The following is a 23,942-nucleotide window of genomic DNA, read 5'->3' on the forward strand; positions in this document are numbered from 1 at the left end:
GTTTTGAAATCCAAAATAAGCAGCAGACCCAAGAAAAAAGCGAAGACTAAATCTTCGCTCACTCTTCCCAAATATGAACCATTGGGTATTAGTTCACAATATTCATGTATACCGCATATAGGGTTTGGCTCGGTCGGGTATTAACTATCATACCCTTATATTTAGTATAAGGACCATCAGAATCAATACCTCCATACATATATCCCACTAGGACAGGTCCAGTTTCATTTCCAGCAAACACTTTATTCAAATCTAAAATGGTGTTTGAGTCACCGTACAAAAATTTCGACAATCTCATGAAGGCAGCATTTGAACCTAGGTAACCTGGCATCATTTCATTTGGCGGCATTTGAATTAATTCAACTATAGACGAATCACCATCGGTGTAATAGGTTGAAATTACATTAGAAAAAGGTAGTCGCAAGCTGAAATGCGGCTGATACACCCCTCCAGAATCCGGGTTATACGCCTTGTAGGTGATGCCACCAAGAATCGAAATTCGATTTATTTTTGAATCTCCAAAAGTGAGTACAGATTCGACTTTAGCAGCGGAATAAAGGTTAAAGAATTGTAATGATTTTTCTTCAAGGGTTGCTGTAGGCTGTCCAGATCCCAGACTATTTAAATAAACAGGGGAAGGATAGCCCAAGCCATACTTATTAAAAACACCTCCCAAAATTACTGCACCAATGGAGTCAGATCCTGAAGTTAACACCTCTGCCAATGTATAATCCCTTCTGTGAAGCCTTACAGAATCCACAATTGAGTCCTTTCCTGAAACAATCCAATTCCCGGGGGAGCCTGTTACATTGAATTTTCGGAGAGCAGAGGTATAGGTCCCATTATTCCCCGAAGAATAGAATCCCTCGTAGTTTTGGCCTCCCGCCAAATAAATATTTCCATTCGAAACTACCATCTCACCTCCTGTAACTTTTAAAAAGGGATCACTGGTTTCTTTGACAATAACTTCATCGAATGTGGTTGCGGTACCAGCGGTCAGAACATAGTTGATCAAATTAGGGATGTTTAATTCAAAATACTTATCAGACGTCCAATCACTATAGGTAGTATCACTATAAGTAAATCCCCCTGAAATATGAAGAATATCTCCATCCTGATAATGAAGCATACTTCCTGCGGACAAATAACGCTTGTAATCATCTGGAATGGGATATCCAACTGAGGTTTGATTTTCAAGATTAATCACCCAGATGGAATCATTCGCCGTTAGCTTTTGAAAGGCAATTGGATCAGAGCTCATACTGTGTAATCCAGATTTTCTACCACCTATTAATACCCATTCATCATGGTAAGTGGCGAATGCAGCGCTTTGAAGGTCTGGAATATCAAAACTTAAATCTACGGGTTTAAGGCTTAACTGAATAAAATCCTGGACTTCGGTAGGACCTGGCCCCAGATTCATCATTTCCTGGGCTTTTGCAACAAGAGAAGATGGTTGAATAAATTCGGTTTCAGTCGAATCTAGAGCCTGCTCTGAACATCCTAGGATTATCCATACCAAGCTTCCAAATATCAAATGTGTGTTTCTAAAAGTTTTCATCATTTCATTGAGTTACTCCCATTTTTTGTTTTGCCCAGAGCACTAAAAGTGCCTGTTGATTTTTGGATAATTCTCTTGTGACAGGCATATACATATAATTACCCCATGCTTCTGGAGTAACTAGGTTGAGCATAAAGCCCATCGTACTTGGGTCAGACCAACTACCCGAATCAAATGGCAGAATGGCATTCATTATGGGAAGGACGCTATGATAATTTGAAAGGATTTCATCATACAAGACATCCCAAGTAAGTGGCTCAGATTTGTCGAGATACTTCTCCAGATAGGCTTTCTTTGCCAGAACACGGTTGATCACCGAATATCCATTTGCCGCGAAATAAAGCCCTTCTGCTGGTGAGCCAGGTTCATTGTATTGCTCAGGAGTAACCCCTAGAACGTACTGAGTACAACCGGGCTCCAATGCACCAAACTCAAAAGGCACACCGTCATAAAAGGTGAAATCGGATAATTCATTGGTGTTGCCATTTCTTACCTTTCCGTCCACTGAACCCTGAAGGGGTTTCCCACGATAAAAGCAGCGAATAAGTACTGGACCTCTATCTGGCCCATCCGACTTATACCCTTCAGAAGCTGCTTGTCCTTGTTCTGCATAGGACCCTTGCTGATCAGAAAGAAGCAAATAATCATCTTCGATCAGCAGTTCGCTGTATGAGCTGGTATAGAGCCCAAATCGCCCTTTGGAAAAGTCAGACACCCCACTTGGGATTGGAAAATCCATCACCCCACCCCTTGCCAGAAAAGTCTCTACATTGTAGTCATTCGTATGATCAATCTGGCCAATTTTTATACCAGGGGAACCATCATCCGGAACAAAGAATAAATACAGAAGCCCGAAATCATAATTCTCCCAGCTCAGAAAAGGAGGAATGGAAGTGATTCCTCCATAATCGCTATATGGGCCAAAACCTTTTCCGTACTCACAAATCGTGTTGATTATATCCAAGCTAATGACTTTATCAGTCGGATTGACATGTACGAAAGCTGGAGGCAACTGAACTGTCTTTGGGAAGGTCAGTGGCACATTGTAACCTAAAGGCTGAGGAGCATCGATATTACTATAATTAATGGTCGGATTATTTTTTATCCCATTTTTAAGAATTCTGCCAACGTTATGTGTAGTCATATCCACCCCCTCTTTGAAGGGACAAAGCGATCCGGAAAAGGCTACCCGAGCAGGATTTTTCTTGACAGACGTTCGATTATTACCGATTGGCTTGGTGGGCATTTTGGAGTAATCTGGATTTCTTACTTCATAAACTCTATGTAGTAAAATCTTCATAGAAAGCTTATCCACATTTTCTCCGGCATATTGATTCCAGTCCTGTTGAAGTGCAGAATCCACCTTATTTGAATCTAAGGTGATAGTAGATTCAAAGTAGGTTCCCCCACTCATCGGCATGAGAAGACCATTATTATAATTCAGTGTTTTACAAAGTGAAAGCCATGTGAAAGCCGACTTACATGGCACACCTGTGAAAAAAGTCTTTTTTTGCCCACTTGTTGAATCATAAATTCCAGCCTTAGAATAAAACATTTGAGTGCAGGTATCACCAATGCTATCCACATCACAGAACATTGCACTAGTCTTGCTATTAGGGTTAAAAAAATCTGTGTGAAAAGAAAAGGATTCTCCCAGTAGCTGAGCTAAACCAGCCGGGCAACCAGAAGAATTACCAGGAGTATAGGTAGAAACATTGCCATGACCATCCGGCACCTGAATTCCTGTGATCCGAATATCCTCCACGTAGACACTTAAATCTCCAAAGTAATTCCAGTAACTAGGCTGAACCATTGCATCAATTAGCATAGGCTGGGGACCCTCCCCATCAAGTGGGATAATTTCATAAAGTGGAATAAATTTATCGTCTAAGCCAGACTTACCTAAATGATGGATGGCCCACTTTTCATAGTTTTCATTAGATATTGTATCGATATCCACATATTGATTATAATTCTCATATGGAGAATCTGAATCCAACTTAACGGTAAACCCCTTACTCTGTACTGTAGAGACCAAAGAGGATATAATGTAAACTCTTGGCGGAGTATAGGGCAAAGCGGCATCCTGATTATAAATTTTTAAAGGAGAAAATTTCCCGTTATTCCCGGTTGGGACATCGAGAAGTACACTTCCGTGAAAATTGATCCTAGGAAAATCGAACTGGCTCATAACTTGTAGTTTATGTTAAAAAAAGGCCTTTTCAGTTGATTTTACCTGGTTAAAAATCTCCTGATCTAGCTTAAAAATGGCTCCGCGAAATACATTCCGATCTCGCCTTTATTTTTTACAGGGATATCCCCCCTAAATTCACATTCAAAATAATCCTTAACCAAGTCATAGGTAGAGGCGCTAATGTTTACTTTGCCAGCATATCCATTAGACTCCATTCTAGAGGCTACATTCACAGTATCTCCCCAGATATCGTACGCAAACTTCTTGATTCCAACAATTCCTGCTACAACTGGACCACTATTAATACCTATGCGAACCTCAAAATAAGGTTTATTTGTCTTTTTTCGCTCGACTTTGGCCTCTTCAACAAAATCTCGAATCTCGATGGCTGCTCGAACCGCCGCCAATGCATGATCCTCTCGCTCCATGGGTAATCCTGAAGCACACATATAGCTATCACCAATAGTCTTTATCTTTTCAATGCCATGTTTATTGGTGATCTCATCCATTTTACGGTAGTAAAAATCAATAAGCTCAACCAGCGCTTTGGAGGAAAGACCCTCACTATATTTGGTAAAATTTATGAAATCAGTGAATAAGACAGAAACCATATTGAAATCCTTCGCCTTGACACTGCCATTTTTCTTGAGCTCTTGGGTAGTCTCCCAAGGAAGAATATTTAGCAAAAGATTTTCACTAGTTTCCTTTTCTTTCTGTAGTTGTTCGGTTCTTTGAGCGACTAATTTCTCGAGTTCTTGCTGCCTATCCAGTTGATTCTGTACCGTAGAAACTACTCCACCGATAGCATCTAAAATATTCAGGTGATAGGGCAAAATACCTTTCCCCTTTTGAAGCAACTGGCTTCTACGTCCTGCAAAAAAATAACCCATCACCTCTTTGTTATGGATGATGGGCGAAAAAATCAGATTATCTATTTGAAGCTCTGATTGTAAATAGGTCTGGAATTCGTTCAGTTCGTCCTCAGCATTCACTATTACCCCTTTTTTCGAATCAAAAACATCCTGAGGAACTTCAATGACCTTCTCACGGACACTTTCCGTATCGTACTGACCAAAGCCTTTCAGATAGCGCAGTGTGAAATTCAATTTGTCCTTGTGTAAGGGAAGCAGGATAGCAGCAACATCCATTTTCAAACGCACATTGATGCTTTCAGCTAGGCTTTCAAACAAGCCATCTTCGTCACTTTTGGCATCTACGTCCTGAAGCTCCGCAATGACTTTGAGCCCTTCGCTCATTTGTAACACATCCTTGGAAAGATCCGCTGTACGGTATTCAAGACTCATATACGCCTTAGAAAGCTTTTGGAGCCTATCTTTGTAGTAATTGATTTCTTTTTGCGCAAGCGCCAGCTTTTCTTCCGGTGAGGACATAAATTATTTTTCTGCCAAGAAACAAAGAACACCTGTCCAATCAAGCGGCTGTAAAAATTCTCCTACTCGGGCTACCTCTACACCTGAATAAAATCCAGCTAGAGGAATATCTCCCACAGCTTTTTGAACCTCCTCTGCATCTTCAAACCCAACTCCTGAGAAAGGCCTTGCCCTACCTCCGCAGTTGATATAAAATGAATATACCGGATTGAGATTTGATATTTGATCTTTTACCCCAGAAATAACGGATTGCAAATAATCCGGCTCTAAATTTCGGCGCATTAGCTGGACCTCCGAACCATTGGTCAAGTCAGGTTCGAACATGACCAAGGCCTTGTTTGGCTCATCCACCGCCAGAGTTAATCGATTTGCAAAGTCCTTTTCTTGAAAATCCCCGAATTTATCTCCTCGATTGATCCCAAGTGTAACATTCATGGCAAAATCCTTAACATCAACAACTTCCTTGCCTCCAAGCAATTCGTGGATCTTGTCTACAGCAGGTTCTCCATCAATTTCAAATACTACTGGACCCTCCGCTTTAGTGATGGTCAAGTAATCCGAACAAGGATGGCATCCATGAAGAATAGTCGTATCAAACTGACAATCTCCTGAAATCAGAATGGCTAAAACATGCTGAGAAACCACCTTATTATTAACAAATTGGTAGCATTGACTCAATCGCATGTCAGCCAAAAACCCACCACCTGCACAAGGGATGCCCTTGGGCAAATGTGGTTCTAGAGCTGCAAACAATGGAGTTGCAAAATTCAACATGGGTGGATTTTGTTGTTTGCTGGAGTCATAAAACACCATAGCAGCTACAGGATCCTTAACACCACCTGCTTTAATTTTTTTACCTAGGGCGTCCCCGGCTTTGAATTCATTCAGATTGATGTCTCCTTCTGCGTACACATCAAACTTTATTTTGTCAGAGCTAAAAATGGTTACTCCTACCTCAAACCCATCGTATCCGATAAAGTCGTTGGTGATAATTCCAAAAGAGGTCCCCCCCGCTTTTTCACAATCTGGAATGATGGCATTCACTCCATCTAAAAACTCCTGAGGGTTGTGTTTTCCTCCACAAAATATAAGGGCAAAATCACTCCTTTCAATTTTTCCATTCGCGAGGGCTTTCTCTGTTGCTTCCTTTCCTGCAGCGAAGGAATCTGTCTGGTTGCTATGGCCAATGCCAACCTTTGTTTTCATAAGTAAGTCTTGGTTTAAAAATATTATTATTCAAATAAAAAACATGCTAATTAGAGTATTTCTATAAAATACTTAACTATCAATCTACTTTTAAAAAGAAAATATACGGAATAATCTCTTTCTAACACCTCTTTTTTTACCAATGGCCATTTTATGGAGCTCGATATAAATCCTTAGGATGGGAGAATTATTTTTCACTCATTTTGTGTTGAAGTAGGCAATATTTTAGCTTGATCACATAAAGCTGTCTAGCCAGCTCAATTTAGAAAAAGGAGTATATCAGCGTATTTCATTTTTAATTTTTGGAGACAATTTTGAGCTCATAAAAGCCTATAATTCTTTTAAAACTTCAGCTTAGAAAAATCAACGAGTCCTATTAATTCCTAATTTAGGAAATATGAAACGTCTGCTTTCCACACTAAAGGTAAAATGGCCTGAATATATACTCGAAATTCTGGTGATTACCCTAGGTATCCTAGGGGCTTATGCACTTGAAGATTGGAGTTCCGATAGAAAACTGAAAGAGACTGAGATTAAAATTCTCAAAGAAATAAAGGCCAATTTAGAATTGGATTTGATAGACCTTAACGCCAATAGAGAAGGACATGTTGAAAATTTGAATGGATTGGATTCCCTCAAAAGAGCCAAAGAATTCCAACTGAGCAAGGAGCGCGTAGGGAGAATTATTTTCAACGGATTTCGTGATTATATCTATACCCCACAGCAAAGTGCCATTCAAACCTTGACATCAAAAGGGGTGGATTTAATTTCTGACGATTCTTTGCGAATTGATATTCTAAGACTATACGATTTCTACACCACTTCCCTTGTGAAGGTTGAGGAGCAATACCAGCCATCTCAATTCACAGGTGATTATGTCTATTTACAAAACCAGTATTTCATCCGAATGGATATTAGTCCCAATGCTTCAATCGTTGAACCGATTTTTTCAGGATATGATTGGTTGAAAAACCAAGATGTTACGATTCGGATTGACCGAACGATAACACAGCGCAGATGGATGATGGCACAATACGATCTCTGTATCCGTCTGGTCCAAGAAACCATTGATCACATCGATCAGAAATTGGCAGTACTGTAATCAGCATCCTTTTCTATATTTTTCTTGACCTAGTTAGGCGTACTTCAGGAATCATAGTATTCTTACTTCAGACTTTCCCATCGTATTTTCAAAGCATCCAAAGTCTCCTCCAAAGTACTTACCGCATCAATCGTTTGAGTGGTAGGCTGCACATCCGCCGCCTGCAAAAGATTTAACATAAAGAGAAATTTTTCCTGCAATCCAACCAAGGTTTCCCGACTAGGATCTACATGGCGGATACTTCCATACATGGTATCTGGATCACCAACAGCCCCAGTTCCTCGCAGCACCATTTGAGACTCAGGTGCTGAACTATTGGAATCAATTGCCTCCTTGATCTCTTCAAGGTCATGATATCCTTTGTAGCATTGCATGCTAAGCTCTGTCTGCAATCGTAGAGCTTCTTGAGTAATTTCCACCCTCGGATCCAAAATTATCTGAATTGGCTTTTCTTGTGAAACCCCATCCACAGTTAAGCGAACCGCGTACGTCCCTGGATGGACAAATGGCCCACGAGGACCGCTTGGAGTCTTTTTATAAACCGCTGCTATTGAAAACTCTCTTTGACTTCCTTTAGGAGGCTCATGTCTCAAATCCCAGATAAATCGATGATGTCCTGTCGAGGTCCCCAAACTTTGCTGAGGCTTGATCCAGTAGGTTGGATGAGGAAGTGCCGTAGTATCAATCTTTTCTGGCTCATCATCCCTGGCATAAGTTCTTATTACATTTCCTTCACTATCTAAAATCTCTAGTTTGACATGCTCAACCTCTTCGTTTAACTGAAAATCCAGAATGGCACCATCAGGAGGATTTTCACCTGTTGGCTCCTCTGGTGGGAGCGGGGTGTCAGAAAACATATTCCATCGAACTCTATATGTATCGGAGGGAGAATAGAGGTAAGCAGCGGATTTTCCTGCTTTAGCAAGTTCCCTCAAAGGCGACACATTATCCAAAATCCAAATTGATCGCCCATGTGTCCCTACCACCAAATCATCTTCATGAATCACCAAATCTCGAATAGAAGTGGCTGGCATATTATTCCGTAGGGATTGCCAGTTTTCTCCATCATCGATGGAAAAGTATACTTCTCGTTCAGTACCTGCATAGAGCAATCCCTTCTGTTTAGGATCTTCACGGATCACATTCACTGGACCATTAGGATTCATCCCTTTGGTAACCAAAGTCCAAGTTTTTCCACTATCACGAGTACGATAAACATAAGGCTTCATATCATCCTTTCGTATTGCATTAATTGCGATATAGGCTGTGCTTGGGTCGAAATGACTAGCGTCAATCTGAGAAACCTTATCCCAAGTGCTCATAGAAGGAGGCGTGACTTCCAACCATTCCTTTCCACCATTTTTGGTCACATGAACGCGGCCATCATCTGTTCCAGCCCAAATTGTGTTGACGTCTAGGGGCGAAGGGCCAACAGCGTAAATCACCCCGCGTCGGGCCATAGTCTCCATTTCTTTGGTTTTATACCGCCCCACACTCGCAGGCACCTCAGGCTGCTCATAAGTCAAGTCGGGGCTAATAATTTCCCAGCTATTGCCTCCATTCATAGTCTTCCAAAGAACGTTTGTTCCAAAGAGGAGCATGTTATCGTCCGCTGGATGATAAAGCAAGGGCATCGTACGCACAAAACGGTAATCCCCAGATCGCAAAGCCTCCGGCCCTACATTGCTAGATTGACCAGTTCTTTTGTTAAACCGTGTGACTCTTCCTCCATAAATGATATCTGGATCCTTAGGGTCCGGTGCCACATAGGCATATTCATCCGCTCCAACACCCATAAATTCCCGAAAGCTAATTTGTCCACCATTTCCTCGACTGGCTATGCCAATTGCTCCACTTTCCTGTTGTCCACCATATACCCAGTAGGGAAAGGCATTATCGGTAGTTACATGATATAATTGGGTGGTGGGCTGGTTGTACCAAGAACTCCAAGTTCTACCTGCATTAACTGTAATCACTGCTCCTTGATCTGCCACAAAAAGCATAATGTCTGGATTAATGGGATTAATCCAAATCCTATGATAATCATCCCCTCCTGGCGCTCCTTTGAGAGAAGACCAGGTCTTGCCTCCGTCCGCAGAGGTATAAGAAGCAATATTGGCAACATAAATCCGCTCCGGATTTTTGGGATGAATTTTGATCTCGGCAAAGTCTCCTCCTCTCCCCCAGAGTCTCCGGTCTTCATGAATTAATTCCCAACTTTCACCCGCATCTGTACTCTTATAAATTCCCCCATTTTGTCGGGCATCTACCGTAGCAAACATAATGTTTGAATTGCTAGGAGCGATACCTACGCCGATTCGACCAAGGCCTTCGTCTGCCCCTGGAAGCCCTTTTGTAAGCGGTCTCCAAGTTTCCCCACCGTCAGTACTTTTGTACAGACCACTATTCGGTCCCGAAAAGGCTGCATTCTCCCAGGGTCCTTCTTGATGTTCCCACATATCTGCAAAGAGGATCTCGGGATTATTGGGATCAAATTCTACTTGTATTGCCCCAGTGTTGTCATTGATATAAAGTACTTTCTTCCATGTCTTTCCTCCATCGATCGTTTTGAAAACTCCCCTTTGCTCATTTGGACCATAGGGGTGCCCCAATCCCGCGACAATTACGATGTCCGGATTAGTCGGATGAACGATCAATCTTCCAACTTGCTGCACATCTTCTAGACCTACATGTTCCCAAGTGTCGCCTCCATTTACACTTTTAAAAATGCCATCCCCAACACCCAGATCTGGGCGATGAAGGCCTTCTCCGCTACCTACATAAATAATATCAGGATTGCTTTCAGAGACGGCAATATCCCCTACCGAACCTGTTGGAGCGTCGTCAAAAATCGGATTCCAAGTCCTCCCATAGTCGTCAGTTTTCCAAACACCTCCATTGTTCACACCCATAAAAAAGACATTAGGCTGGGAAGGGATACCCACTCCACCTACGGTCCGACTGGCCCTGAAAGGCCCTATCATTCGATAGTCTAGATCTTGATAAGATGAGGATGGAATCTGCTGTGCAGAAAGTATACTGACAGAAAAAATCAAAAGTAGAGTACCAAGGACACGGGAAGAAAATGAAAAGGTCATATGCTGGGGAAATGGTTTACCGAGTTTACCAATAATGCCGGATAAAACCTATGCGACTGAATCCTAGTGGAAAGCTTATTCCCAAATTTTGGTCTGCCTTTTCAATTCAGTGCCAGTTGCCAATCATTTCTTACGAAAAAGGTCTTCCCACCTCAGCTCCCTTTATTAAGTCCTACTCTCAAATTCAGCCTCATTTTTTGACTTTAAAAAAGATAGACCTGCATTTATGAAAGATTTCTGTAACTTGATAAAGCTAGGAATTCAATCAACATTCAATTTTTAGTAAAAAAATTAGCAGTGTTAATATTTTTTCCCCGCTGCTAAATCAATATGAGCCCCTGTTATTGCAGCACTTAATACGCTGAAGGGACTTGAAATTTTCCCTTAAGGATACCATTCCGGGAATTTAGGACCGATACCAAGCTTACATTTTAAACTAAATAAAAAATCATGATCAAAGTAACTGTCCTTTACGGGCACCCCACAGACCCAGAAGCTTTTGAGAGCTATTATGCAACGAAGCACATGCCATTGGTAGGCAAAATGACAGGATTTGAAAAAGCCGAGTTGACCAAGTTTTTACCCAACCCAGATGGTTCTAAAGCCGATTACTACCGAATGGCAGAACTTTATTATGCTAGTCCAGAGGCGATGCAAAAATCCCTGGGATCAGATGAAGGAAAAGCCACAGTAGGTGACCTAGGAAACTTTGCTACTGGAGGAGTCAAAATGCTGGTCGGTGAAGTTGGCTAAGCAGTTTATAAATTTCTTGTAAAGACAAAAATGCTGTCTCAAGCAGTAAATAAGCAGCCTTATCAGGTTTTAGATTGAATTGGTTCTTACCAATTCAAAAATAATCCCGATTCTTTCGAACCGGGATTATTTAATTCTTGGTACTCCAATAACTCTTTTAATTATCCCCTATCCCAAAAAGATCACCCGGATTCCATTCCGGTCTATTCGGGCTTTGAGCGATGGAATAGCTAATTAGGAAATTCAGCTGCACATAGGTTTTTGCAGCAGCAAAATCGAAAATCCCATCCATGCCATCAGCTGCACGATGGTAATACTTTGCTCTCCACTCTTTGATAAATGCATCCAGATCAAAGCCTGGGATATTGGTTTTATTGCCGTATTTGATATGCAAAGCTGGAATTCCATTGGTCACGAAACTGTACTGGTCACTCCGCACAAATCGGTTTTGCTCAGGCTCGGGATCATCTTCGATTTCTAGACCCAGATAATCAGCCGCGAATTTCACATTTCCCATGATATTCGAATGCTCCGCTCCCAAGGGAACTACTGAAAGCAATGGCGCGATCAGGGTAGGCATATCGGTATTTACATTGCCCACAATGGATGATTTTGGAACAGTGGGGTTAGAAGCAAAATAGGCAGATCCTACTAGGCCCATCTCCTCAGCAGTCACCATTACGATCAAAATAGAACGCTTCGGCTTTGCGTTACCTTTGGCATAAATCCGAGCGATTTCCAGCAAAGATGCCACACCCGACGCATTGTCATGGGCGCCATTGTAAATAGAATCACCATTTTCCACTCGACCAATTCCTACATGATCCAGATGAGCAGAATGAACCACATATTCCGACTTCAGTTTTGGGTCCGAACCCGGAATCAAACCGATCACATTATCACTTTCAAACTCAGTAAATGTATTGGTGTAACTCGCTGTGAGTGAAAAAGGAAACTCAAATGAAGCATTTTTGCGAGACTTGATCGATTCTAGGGTTTCTTGCAGACTTTTTCCTGAATTCAAAAAGAGTCGGTTTAGAAAGCTTCGATTAGAAGTCAACGCGAAATTCAAATTCCCATTAAAGCCTCTTCCATAGGCTACAGTCATCTCAGGATTAACTGCCACATTGGATTGGATGACTGGATTAGGGTTGGGAAATGAATTCATCGGATAAACCAACATAGCCCCAAAAGCTCCTTTTTCATACGCGGTATTCAGCTTATTGCCGGGACTATTGAAGTGTGAGACTAGCGTAGAAGCAGGAATTCCATCTGGCACTCCGGCAACCATCACTACAACTTTGCCTTTGACATCTATATTCTCATAATCCGAATAAAAACCAGGAATATCCACCCCATACCCAACAAAAACCAGCTTACCCTCTCCCTTAGCCTGAGCAGCCATAGGATTAGCATATGGGAGAAAGTCTCTGCCAAAAACCAAAGAATCAATATTCCCATCCTGATCGGAAAGGAATGCTTTGGATTGTGAATTATCGACTACAGTGTTTCTCAGGATCAACTTTTGTGTGTATTGCCCCGGATCTCCGCCCGGTGCCACTCCCATTTTTTTGAATTCATTGATCACATAATCCACGGCGAGTTGATAGCCTTCGGTTCCTGGCTTCCTCCCTTTTAGTTTATCATCCGCCAGATAGGCAATATGATTACGAATGGTGGTCGTATCAATTTGGTCCATGGCACGCTTCACAGAGCCTGGAACAGCTACATTTTGGGCGAATGCTCCAAAGGAAACGCCACATAGCAAAAGGAAGAAGTACTTTTTCATCAGAAGAATATAAGGGAGTTATTTACCGGATCCATTTTTAAAACTTTTATCAGGATATGCAGGCGGCTGCGGCACCGGTCTAGGTTCGGTGCGAATCAACTCCTTAAGATGTTCTATCGCAGCATCGAGCTGTGCATCTTCTCCTTCAAAGGTGGCCTTGGGCATATTCTTCACCTCGATGTCTGGCACAAAACCCACTCCTTCGATCAGCCATTCTACACCTTCGCTCTGGTCTCCCTCGACCACTCCATACACCCCATTCATCGGCGCTCTTGCGATGCCATTATCTGACAGGGTATTGGCTCCTGAAAGCCAAACTTCTCCCCCCCAAGTACGCATACCAATAGCTTTGCCTAGGCCTAGTCTTCGGAAGCCTTCGGCAAAAGCTTCCCCGTCAGAGGCCGTAAACTCATCCACCAAAATCACCAAGTGACCTCTGAAAGCATAGGGCATGTTCCAATAGGGCTCGCCAGTTCGGCTTTTCCAATAGAAAAACACCTCCCGGATCAATTTCTCCAAAATGAAGGAGTCAATATTTCCTCCACGATTCTGCCTGACGTCGATGACTAGGCCTTTTTTCTTGAATTGAGGGTAAAAATCCCTGTACCATTGGCTGATATCATTGGATCCCATGGCACGAAGATGGACATAGCCCAATTCTCCTTCAGAATCAGCTTCAGTTTTCATTCTTCGCGTCCACTCCCATTCGTTATAGCGGAGGTTTGATTCAGCACGAGTGGAAATGGGTACAAGAATCTGGTCGGATTTGGCTTTGCCATCGGCAGCCAAAACTGAAATTCGGACTTGCTCCCCAGCTTTGTCTCGAAGTAAGTAATGTATATCAGGCACACTCATCACAGAGACTCCGTCAATATGTGTGATCACATCTCCTTTGTCCACATCTATATGAGCATGTGCTAGTGGGGACATCTCATCCGGATAGTCGGGATCAGACTGGAAAATATGCTCAATGGTATAGCCTTGAAGTCTTTCATTTCTCGAAAAAAGTGCCCCAAGCATACCAAAACTCACATTATCCTCTCCTTCTCTCAAATCTCCACCACGTACAGAGGTATGCAATACGCTCAATTCTCCTACCATTTCACCGATCACATCTGACAGTTCTGCTCTTGAACTCACACGATCCACAAGCGGCAGATACTTCTGATACATCGCATCCCAATCCACTCCGTGCATATTTCGATCATAGAAATAGTCCCGCTCCATTCTCCAGGCATCGGTGTAGATTTGCTTCCAATCCTCTCGGGGGTCAATGCTGAACTTCCAGCCGCTAAGGTCTAATCTAAACTTGGATGGATCAGAAATAGGAGAAGTCCCTAGCTCGATCACATGGTGACTGTTTCCTCGGGTAGCGAGGATATATTTATTGTTTGCAGAGGCTGTGTAGCTATTGATATTTTTTAGAAATTCTGTGGGTTTACCCTCATTGCCGATCGGCATCATCATGATCGTTGGGTCATCGCTAGAGGGAGCTCCTCCGCCCCAATATACCCCTACGCCTGGTCCCACTTGATGGTAGTAAAGCGCCTTCTCGGTGACGATCAGGTTTTTGTAATTCCCCGCTGGCACAGGCACTTCAAAAAGTCTTTCCTGAATTCCATCTACTTCGATGCTTACTGATACCTCGTCTTTTTTCTCCTCTTTTTTGGGTTCAGTCAATTCTGACGAAGGAAGAAATGGAGATTTCAATCCCTTTTTTAGCGCTAATTGATAAATTTTCATCTGCTTTTCCCAGAAAGGCTCCGGCTGTCTCTGTCCCCATGGGCTGCCTACTTTCGATTGGAAATTTCGATCTGAAAGGAAATAAAGCCAATTGCCGTCATGACTCCACTGAGGGCTGAGGGAATTGGTCCGATCCGTGGTGACGGCCAGATTTTTGGCAGCAGCCAAGTCATAAATAAAGAGCTGCGAAAACGTATTGCTGGCAGCCTGTCCGTAAGCGAGAAACTTGCTATCTGGCGACCAAGAATAAGAAGTGGTCAAATCTTCATCGGAGGTCGTGACTTTGGTGTTTTTTCTAGTTGCTATATCCAGAATCCAAATCTGATTATTCAAGTCACGATAAGCAAGCTTGCTGCCGTCGGGAGAAGGTAGTAAGTCAAATCTCAACGTTTCTCCATCTTTGGTGAGTTGCTTTCCTTCATCCAAACCTAGACTAGAGTACTGATGAATTTCAAACTCTGAACTTTCGTCTGAAAGGACTAAAATCTCTTTGCCCTCGGCGGAAAAAACAGCGTCTCGGTATCTCACACCATCTTTTCTACTCAGTCGAATCTCTCTACCCTGCTTTGAAGGAAAGACAAAAACCCTTCCCCGAGCAGTCAAAGCCACCCGCTCTCCATCATTGCTCACCGAGGCACTCGTGATGTATTGCTCGGGATTACTTACCCAGTTTTCCCTCAGCTGATCAAAATCTGAAACCAAGTTAATGGCAAGGCTTTGGGAAGCATTGGAGGATAGATCCATCATTTTCAGATCAGCACCCACTCGGTAAACCATTTTACCTCCGGATACAGCAAACTCACGAACGTCCAATGTTTCTTCCTTGGTGATTTGGGTTAAACCAGAACCCTCCGGGCTCATAGTCCAGACATTCATAATCCCATCTCTTGCAGATAGAAAATAAACCTTCCCATCTACTGGGCTAGGGTGATGATCTTCTCCATTATAGTCTTTAGTAAGTTTCACCGCTTCATCTTCTCCTTCGGAAAACTTCCAGATTTGCCTCGCGGTACCCCCTTCGTATCGTTTGGTCACATTATTATGAAAAGAAGGATTCACGAAATAGAGGTCCTTCCCATCCTCCGAAAAGTTGCCTTCAGCCGCAAGCGAAAGTGGCATGACTTGCTTTTCCAGTGTGCTCACATTTACCACCACTGTTTGCAATCGAGGCAAAGTCGAATACTGAGTAGTCATGTAGGCCACATGCTGATTATCCTTCCAATCTGTGGGAGTAGAAGAAGATGCCTCATAAGTCAATCGCTTGGGCAAGCCTCCGGAAATAGGGATAACGTAGACCTCGGTAGGACCCTCATAGCTAGCAGCATAGGCTACCCACTTGCCGTCTGGGGAAAGCTTCGGATCAGATTCATCCCCTGGATGTGAGGTCAGGCGCGTGGCTTCACCTCCGGAAGTGGACACTTTCCAGATATCTCCTTCAGACACAAAGACGATTTGATCTCCTTGAAGGTCGGGATGCATAAAATAGCCAGATGGGTTTTGAGCCTTAGCAAAGCAGACTGCTCCTGCCCAGATAAGTAGCGAAAGGGTGTATTTTAAATTCATATTTTAAAGGTTCAGATTGAAAAAATACAATTTATTACAAGTTTTCGAGTTGAAATTCTTTCAAAATCACTTATTTTCAGAGAAATAAGTTCTTTGTTGAATTAGTAAGATTTTTAGGCGTATTGCAAGTTTTCAAGAGTTCAGATTTACCGCCAAACAGCTTGAACTTGATTAAAACCGATTCCAAGTTAAGCCTGAGAAATTACTTTTTCGGTATAGTTTCATTCAATTTCCTTTACAAATACAGAGTCTTCATTTTTTGGCTCAAAATAATTTTCAGTTCTATGGAGCACAAAACTTCAAACATCAACCTCCGCCTATTTTTAGTCCTATTCAGTTTAGGCTCGATTTTGACGGCAGGAAAAAGTCAAGCACAGGAAATCAATCTAGAAACGATCTCGATTTCTAATGGTCTAGCCTCACCAACAGTGATGGACGTAATGCAAGACAGTCATGGGCTAATCTGGCTAGGCACTGCCAATGGCCTTCAGCGCTATGATGGATACAGCTGGAAGACTTACAGAAATATCATAGGAAACCCAAATAGCCTGCAACATAATATGATATTTGATATTGCTGAGGATGCAGATAAAAACCTTTGGATTGCAAATGAAGCTGGACTCACTTATTTCAATCGGGCCAAAAACACTTTCAAAAATTACAAATTAGATTCTATTTTTCAGGCGGCAGGTGTAGGTAGAACACTGCAAGTATTACCTGATTCTGAGGGTCGTGTTTGGGCCACCACATTAGGCCTTGAACTGATAAAATTTGATCCCGCTTCCGATTCGTGGGAGCTGGCACCTTATGCTAATATTAATGGAAAGGTAGCCGTACACTCAAATATATCCATGTGCGTTTTTGAAGATCGGGATGGAGGAATTTGGGCTGGATCAGGAACCCACGGGCTAATTTATTTACCCAAAGGAGCTTCAGAGTTCAGTCCTATAAAGTTTGATATAGAAAACACATTAAATAGTTTTGAAAACACCATCTCTGAGCTGTACCAAGATAAAGATGGGATCCTTTGGATTACCAGTAGACAAGGGGTTTACAAATATGACATAGCCAATAATAAGCTTCGTGAGATCATTAATTATAAGGACGGAAACGACGATATAGCCACTTTTCTTAATTCCATAAAAGAGGATTCGGACGGGAATATTTGGATTTTGAACAATTACCGTGGATTCTTAAAATTTAAAGGCAATAGTGATAGCTATTCAGAAGTTTTTATTCCGGGAAATAGGCGAATCAACACTGGGTTTTGGACAAATCGATTTACTGAACTTTTTATCGACCGAAGTGGGATTTTTTGGTTCGGCTCTAGAACGAAGGGGCTATTCAAATACGATCCAGTCAACCAACCATTTAAATCCTACCGACACGATCCAGAAAACCCCAATTCTTTAAGTTCTGGAGGTGCATTTGGGCTTTTCGCTTCAAAGATTTCTCCCGGTAAGATCTATGTTGGAACAAGAGGAAACGGAATAAACATTTTCAAAGAAGCTGACGCGAGCATTCAGAAAGTGAATTTTTCATCTGCTAATGATATGTTTGGTGGATCCGCACGGTCGATTTACGAACAAGATGACGGTACTCTTTGGATAGGAACTTGGGGAGATGGGCTTATCAAAATGAATGAGAATTACCAAGAAGTCAAGCGATACCAACGAAATGCATCGAATCCAGAAAACAGCCTGCCCAATGATCAAGTACGTGTGATTCGAGAAGACCGATCTGGCAAAATTTGGGTAGGTACCAATGGAGGCCTGACTGTCCTTGATCCAGAAAATGAGACTTTTGATAATATCGTCAGTCAATATAGCCAAACCTACTCCAAGGAAATTCTGGAGCAAATCCAAGGCTGGCTTAATAATGATGAAGAAATAGCGATTATTGAGCGAGTTGGACAAAGCGAGGAGCTAACTCAGGGTTTCAATATTACAGAGAAAGGCACCTACTATTTAGTCACTGTAGGTGAGGGTGATGCAGCTAGCATGGCGGATTACGGCTGGCTTCAAAACGCTACAGGTGAGACTGTTATCGGAATGGAAACAATTGACGATTCATTTTGGGCTGGAGGAGGTCTTAAAAACAGACTGATGATTGCCCAAATCGAATTGAATCCTGGATCCTATTCTCTTAGATACACTTCTGATGATAGTCATCATTTCGATAGTTGGAATGTTCCTGAACCCGAATTTCTTCCACTTTATGGTGTCGCAATTTTCGGCCAAGATGAAGAAGTTAAAAGTTCATCTACAGTGGTCAATGTGAATGAACAAAATGCAGAAATCGTTATTCAAGACGCCAATATTTCAGATATAGAAATTGGAGAAAAATATATCTGGGTCGCTAGTTCAAATGCAGGGGTAACCCGAATAGACCCAGAAACCAACACCGTAAAATACTTTATCAGTGATCCTACAGACCCAACTACTCTCAGCGATAGACAGGTGTATGATGTGCTAGAAAAGGATGGGTTACTATGGATGGCCACGTATGGAGGTATCAATATCTTGGACATTGAGACAGATGAAATCAAATACTTCACAGAGCAAGACGGGCTTCCTACGAATTTCATAGAAACTGTCTTGCCTGGCGAAAATGGAGAAATGTGGTTTTCAACCCAAAATGGGCTAATCCAAATGATGCAAAATGAGGCCTTGGAAAAGATCACATTTATCAATTACAATGAGGATGATGGCCTTGGCGGAGAATCATTTCTGTCACTAGCAGCCGACAAGACACCAGGCGGAAATTTCTACTTTGGAGGAGACCATGGACTAACCACATTTTCCACCATCGCCTCGAATAAGATCCCGCCTTCGGTGATCATTTCCAATCTTCTGATCTCCAATCTTTCAGTATATGACATGGGTGAGTCTTCGCCTCTTGACGTCGACTTGCTGTCGACGGAGGAAATTACCCTTAGACATGATCAAAATGACCTCAGTTTTGAGTTTGCCGCACTGCATTTTGCTAACCCTTCCAAAAACCAATATGCACACATGCTGGATGGCTTGGATCAAGACTGGATCTATGACAACCGGAACTTTGCCGCTTACACTAATCTAGAACCGGGTACTTATACTTTCAAAGTGATTGCTTCCAATGCCTATGGGGTATGGAACGATGTGGGCAAGTCTCTTCAAGTAGTAGTGCTTCCTCCTTGGTGGAAAACTTGGTGGGCCTACACCCTTTATGCCGCCATACTTGGTTTTATGATTTTCATGGCCTACTCTGGATTAAAAAGACGAATAAAAATGGAGGAAAGAGCTCATGCTTTGGAGCGTGAAGTTGCTCAATCCAAAGAAATTGAGAAGGCCTATCAGGATCTAAAGGCAACTCAGTCACAACTCATCCAAGCGGAAAAAATGGCTTCGCTCGGAGAACTTACCGCAGGCATCGCACACGAAATTCAAAACCCCCTAAACTTTGTAAACAACTTTGCTGAGGTGAGCAATGAATTGATCGACGAAATAGAAGAAGAAAGAGGAAAAGCCCCAGAATCAAGGGATGAGGGGTTGATCACAGAGGTTTTGGCAGACCTCAAAGAAAACCTCTCCAAAATCAACCATCATGGCAAGCGGGCAGACGGCATAGTAAAAGGAATGCTAGAGCATAGCCGAAGTAATGCAAGTGATAAAAAGCCCACAAATCTAAATGCATTAGCAGATGAGTTTTTACGCTTGAGCTACCATGGACTTCGAGCCAAGGACAAGAATTTCTCTGCTGACTTTGATACCGATTTAGATCCCAACCTCCCTCGAGTAAATGTAGTCGCGCAGGATGTGGGTCGGGTAATCTTGAATTTGATCAATAATGCCTTTTATGCAGTGGGAGAAAAGGCAAAAAAGATAGAATTGAATGGAACCTCTGGGACCTCCTATCATCCCAAAGTTTCTGTTCAATCTCGACTCGTTGATTTGGCGGGTACTGGCGGGGTAGAACTTTGTATCAAGGATAATGGTGGAGGGATACCAAAGGCAATAAAAGACAAAATCTTTCAGCCCTTCTTCACTACTAAGCCCACTGGTAGCGGGACAGGCCTTGGTTTAAGTTTGAGCTACGATATCATCAAGGCACATGGCGGTGACCTAAGGGTAAAAAGTACAGAAGACGAGGGTACTGAAATGATCCTCTTTATACCAATAGAAAGCGACTGATGACCCTAAATGGATGTTGGCTTCAGAATTCTGGAAAAGCGAATACCCTAAGATCCAAGCAAAAGAGAATAAAAGTCCCCAAAAAGGTATTGAACTATTAATTATACAATTATGAAAAGCAACTTTTTGAAATATATCTTGGCTTCGAGCTTCCTGTCGCTTGCCTTTTTGTGCGAAGAGGCTTTCGCTCAAATCAATGCGTCCAAAGGTGTACCCAGCTTCACCAACTACGTGGTGGGTGATCTTGGAGTAGCCGGACAGCAAGTTTGGAATGTAGGGCAAGATAAAGATGGCTTTATCTATTTGGGTACTTCCAGTGGTCTACAGCGCTTCGATGGAGTCAACTGGAAGATACTTTCCTCTCCAATTCAAGATTTTAATACCACTGTAAGGGCAACCTATCTAGCGTCTGATGGCACCTTCTATTACGGGTCGATTGGAGACTTTGGATATGCTACCAAAGACTCATTAGGAAATACTATTCTTAAATCGGTGATCGCTGACTTGCCTGAAGAATTTCTGTTTAATGATGTTTGGACCATTCGCGAGGTAAATGGGGACATCTACTTCCAAACAAGGCAAGCTATTTTTATCTATACTCCTGGGAATGAAGAGGCAACTGGAAGGATTAGGATTTGGAAGCCAGATACTGTGTTTATGTATGGTTTTGCTTTGGATGGAGTGTACTACGCCCATCAAATGGACTTGGGAATTTTTCGGGAAAAAAACGGTGCGCTTGAGCTAATCCCAGGTAGCGAATTCTTGGGAAGCGACCGGGTGCAAACCTTACTCCCTTATAAAAAGTCTGGAAATTTTTTGATTGGGGCATTTGGTGGAGGCTTGTTTCTTTTTGACGGTGAAAATTTCGAACCTTTTAAAACAGAAATTGATGAATATTTTAAAGATGGTGCCCTCTACAAGTCTTTAGCACTACCAGATGGAAACTATGCTCTAAGTGTTTTAGGTTATGGCTTTTTTATAATTGACCAAAATGGCAAAGCGCTTGCCCAATTCAATACCAACAACTCCATCACGGATCAAAGTGTCTATGCTTTTTATTTGGACAATACTCAAAACCTTTGGGTAGGCACCAATGCAGGCGTATCAAAAATAGAGCTTTTTTCTCCGGTGATGAGGTTCGACTCGGAGGAATATGAAGTAGGGAATGTGTTATCTCTAAACGGCTTAGATGATCGACTTTATATAGGTGGCTCTACCAAAGTATTATTCATTGACAAAGGGGATGGAGCGATTAAGCGAGTAAACGGACTTCCCAACAACCAATACTTCGATTTAGTCTTAGATGAAGATAAAATTATTTCTTCAGGCCTGGGAATCTATGAGATACGTGGGGATAAATCGAATCAGATAAAGGTAACCGAATCATTCCAAAACTTAAAAATACTGATATCGAAAAAGTATCCAGGCTATATTTTTATTACAGGACAATTTGGCATTCACGTTTTCAAGCGAACCCAAAATTCTACTGGAACTTATGTCTATTCCGATATAGGACCTATCCCACAAGTAGAGAGAGCAATTTATTCCATCATAGAGGACAAGGAGGGGGAAATATGGGGCGGTACCCAATCTGGTGTACTTTATAGAGTTCAAATCCCCAAAACGGCTTCAGGGAATTTGGATGTGGCTAACTCTGGGGTGACTGAGTATAATGATGAAGACGGAGTTCAAGGGATTTCAGGAACTGTGGTAAATGTGCAAGGAAACCCCTATACCTCAGGGATTAATGGATTCTATTATTTTGATCATAACACTCAATCTTTTATTCGAGACGAGGTTTTTAGCTTCTCGGAGGAGGTGGCTGATATTAATCTAGATGGTTATGGCTTGGGCTCCAATCAATACGGGGATGTCACCTTAGACTTCAAAGGTGAAAAAAGACTTGCCAAACCACAGGAAGATGGAAGTTATATCCTACAAGAGTATCCTTACAACTTGATTACTGCGAGCTTTACTGGTTCTTGGTATACAGAGCCTAGCGGAGTCTTTTGGTTTGGAACAGATGAAGGGCTACTGCGTGTGGATCCTAATACCAGCTATAAGACAGATTATCCTACACCGCTATATTTCACTTCGGTCACCTCAAATGAAAAACAACTCACCTCTCCAGAGTATCATGGGGAAGCATATCCGGAACTAGAGTATAAAGGCAACAAAATCCGCTTTGGCTATGTGGCTCCTTTCTTTGTCAAGGAAAATCAGATAGAATACCAAACCTTCCTCGAAGGGTTTGAAGAAGATTGGTCTGAATGGGAAACTAATACCTTCCGAGAATTTACTAACCTGCCATATGGGGAATACTCTTTTAAGGTGAGAGCCAAAAACACCTTTGATACAATCTCCGACGAGATCGCTTACTCATTTGTAATCCTTCCTCCATGGTATGCCACCTGGTGGGCATTTGTGCTTTATTTCTTTGCATTTGGACTTATAGTCTACGGAGTCGTTAAATTTCAGACAGGACGAGTTTTGGCACGAGAAAAAGCAAAAACTCAGGAACGCGAGCTGGCTCAGGCCAAGGAAATCGAAAAAGCATATAAAGATTTAAAAGCGACACAAGCGCAGCTGATCCAGTCCGAGAAGATGGCCTCCCTTGGTGAGCTTACGGCAGGAATCGCCCATGAGATTCAAAACCCATTGAACTTCGTGAACAACTTCGCTGACCTAAACCAAGAACTTATCGATGAATTGGAGGAGGAAATAGAAAAAGGAAACCTTGCAGAAATCAAAGAGATTGCAAAAACGATCAAAGAAAACGAAGCCAAAATCAAGCAACATGGCAGGCGAGCGGACCTTATCGTCAAAGGTATGTTGCAGCACAGTCGGGCAAATTCTGGAGAGAGAAATGAAATCGATCTAAATTCTTTAGCAGAAGAATTTTTAAAGCTTTCATACCATGGACTTCGGGCCAAAGACAAATCTTTCAATGCAGACTTTAATCTAGATTTAGACCCAGCCATTCCTAAAATCAAAGTAGTCGAACAGGATATTGGCCGGGTTGTATTAAACTTGATCAATAATGCCTTTTATGCCATTAATAGCCGGGCAAAATCCAATGGTGCTGATGGATATAAACCAATGGTGAGTGTTCACAGTCGCCTAATCCAACTCGGGGATCAACCATCAGGAATAGAGCTATCTATTGAAGATAATGGTGGAGGAATACCGAAAGCAATCAAAAATAAAATCTTTCAGCCTTTCTTCACCACCAAACCCACAGGAAGTGGCACCGGTCTAGGCTTATCATTGAGCTATGATATCATCAAAGCCCATGGCGGTGATCTTCGAGTGAAAAGCAAAGAAGGAGAAGGTACGGAGATGATCATCTTTTTGCCGATTGAACCTTAAT

Annotated in this window: 11 protein-coding genes; 4 read left to right on the forward strand and 7 right to left on the reverse strand. The window is 42.2% G+C overall.

Annotated features, from left to right (window positions below):
- Positions 1–88 precede the first annotated feature (88 nt).
- The 4 genes from ACFOSV_RS06405 to ACFOSV_RS06420 form a co-directional block, all read right to left on the reverse strand.
- Positions 89–1,564, reverse strand: coding sequence for a hypothetical protein (locus ACFOSV_RS06405; protein ID WP_377904559.1), 1,476 nt, complete (start codon positions 1,562–1,564; stop codon positions 89–91).
- Position 1,565: 1 nt separating this feature from the next.
- Entirely contained in the window at positions 1,566–3,752 is a 2,187-nt protein-coding gene (locus ACFOSV_RS06410; protein WP_377904561.1) for a hypothetical protein, read from the reverse strand.
- 65 nt (positions 3,753–3,817) lie between these two features.
- Positions 3,818–5,146: an adenylate/guanylate cyclase domain-containing protein gene (locus ACFOSV_RS06415; protein ID WP_377904563.1), complete on the reverse strand. Its 1,329-nt coding sequence runs from the start codon at positions 5,144–5,146 to the stop codon at positions 3,818–3,820.
- A 3-nt stretch (positions 5,147–5,149) separates the two neighbouring features.
- Positions 5,150–6,352, reverse strand: coding sequence for an FIST signal transduction protein (locus ACFOSV_RS06420; RefSeq protein ID WP_377904565.1), 1,203 nt, complete (start codon positions 6,350–6,352; stop codon positions 5,150–5,152).
- Positions 6,353–6,749: 397 nt separating this feature from the next.
- Here ACFOSV_RS06420 and ACFOSV_RS06425 point away from each other — a divergent pair, with 397 nt between their 5' ends.
- On the forward strand, positions 6,750–7,454 hold the full coding sequence (locus tag ACFOSV_RS06425) for a DUF6090 family protein (protein ID WP_377904567.1): 705 nt from the start codon (positions 6,750–6,752) through the stop codon (positions 7,452–7,454).
- Between the two features lie 62 nt (positions 7,455–7,516).
- Here ACFOSV_RS06425 and ACFOSV_RS06430 read toward each other — a convergent pair whose 3' ends face one another.
- Positions 7,517–10,552 carry a WD40/YVTN/BNR-like repeat-containing protein gene (locus ACFOSV_RS06430; RefSeq protein WP_377904569.1) on the reverse strand — a complete coding sequence of 1,012 codons (3,036 nt, stop codon included), beginning with the start codon at positions 10,550–10,552 and terminating at the stop codon, positions 7,517–7,519.
- Between the two features lie 450 nt (positions 10,553–11,002).
- Here ACFOSV_RS06430 and ACFOSV_RS06435 point away from each other — a divergent pair, with 450 nt between their 5' ends.
- A complete protein-coding gene (locus ACFOSV_RS06435; protein ID WP_377904571.1) occupies positions 11,003–11,305 on the forward strand; it encodes an EthD family reductase in 303 nt (100 codons plus the stop codon).
- Between the two features lie 157 nt (positions 11,306–11,462).
- On the opposite strand, the gene ACFOSV_RS06440 is transcribed toward ACFOSV_RS06435, so the two are convergent.
- A complete protein-coding gene (locus ACFOSV_RS06440; RefSeq protein WP_377904573.1) occupies positions 11,463–13,094 on the reverse strand; it encodes a M28 family peptidase in 1,632 nt (543 codons plus the stop codon).
- Positions 13,095–13,112: 18 nt separating this feature from the next.
- Entirely contained in the window at positions 13,113–16,400 is a 3,288-nt protein-coding gene (locus ACFOSV_RS06445) for a S41 family peptidase (RefSeq protein ID WP_377904575.1), read from the reverse strand.
- Between the two features lie 284 nt (positions 16,401–16,684).
- Between ACFOSV_RS06445 and ACFOSV_RS06450 the strand changes: the two genes are divergently transcribed.
- Both ACFOSV_RS06450 and ACFOSV_RS06455 read left to right on the forward strand, forming a co-directional pair.
- Positions 16,685–20,572, forward strand: a complete 3,888-nt coding sequence (locus ACFOSV_RS06450; RefSeq protein WP_377904577.1) for a sensor histidine kinase — start codon at positions 16,685–16,687, stop codon at positions 20,570–20,572.
- A gap of 111 nt (positions 20,573–20,683) precedes the next feature.
- Positions 20,684–23,941 (forward strand): sensor histidine kinase, encoded by a 3,258-nt coding sequence (locus ACFOSV_RS06455; protein ID WP_377904579.1) that lies wholly within the window; start codon positions 20,684–20,686, stop codon positions 23,939–23,941.
- The last annotated feature ends 1 nt before the right edge of the window (position 23,942 follow it).

Origin of the sequence: Algoriphagus namhaensis (assembly GCF_042649705.1) — a bacterium.
Taxonomy (GTDB): Bacteria; Bacteroidota; Bacteroidia; order Cytophagales; family Cyclobacteriaceae; genus Algoriphagus; species Algoriphagus namhaensis.

Bases quoted from the DNA above. Each gene is read 5' to 3' on its own strand.
- ACFOSV_RS06410 (WP_377904561.1), bottom strand. From the start codon at position 3,752: ATGAGCCAGTTCGATTTTCCTAGGATCAATTTTCACGGAAGTGTACTT.
- ACFOSV_RS06405 (WP_377904559.1), bottom strand. From the start codon at position 1,564: ATGATGAAAACTTTTAGAAACACACATTTGATATTTGGAAGCTTGGTA.
- ACFOSV_RS06420 (WP_377904565.1), bottom strand. From the start codon at position 6,352: ATGAAAACAAAGGTTGGCATTGGCCATAGCAACCAGACAGATTCCTTC.
- ACFOSV_RS06440 (WP_377904573.1), bottom strand. From the start codon at position 13,094: ATGAAAAAGTACTTCTTCCTTTTGCTATGTGGCGTTTCCTTTGGAGCA.
- ACFOSV_RS06455 (WP_377904579.1), top strand. From the start codon at position 20,684: ATGAAAAGCAACTTTTTGAAATATATCTTGGCTTCGAGCTTCCTGTCG.
- ACFOSV_RS06425 (WP_377904567.1), top strand. From the start codon at position 6,750: ATGAAACGTCTGCTTTCCACACTAAAGGTAAAATGGCCTGAATATATA.
- ACFOSV_RS06430 (WP_377904569.1), bottom strand. From the start codon at position 10,552: ATGACCTTTTCATTTTCTTCCCGTGTCCTTGGTACTCTACTTTTGATT.
- ACFOSV_RS06435 (WP_377904571.1), top strand. From the start codon at position 11,003: ATGATCAAAGTAACTGTCCTTTACGGGCACCCCACAGACCCAGAAGCT.
- ACFOSV_RS06415 (WP_377904563.1), bottom strand. From the start codon at position 5,146: ATGTCCTCACCGGAAGAAAAGCTGGCGCTTGCGCAAAAAGAAATCAAT.
- ACFOSV_RS06450 (WP_377904577.1), top strand. From the start codon at position 16,685: ATGGAGCACAAAACTTCAAACATCAACCTCCGCCTATTTTTAGTCCTA.
- ACFOSV_RS06445 (WP_377904575.1), bottom strand. From the start codon at position 16,400: ATGAATTTAAAATACACCCTTTCGCTACTTATCTGGGCAGGAGCAGTC.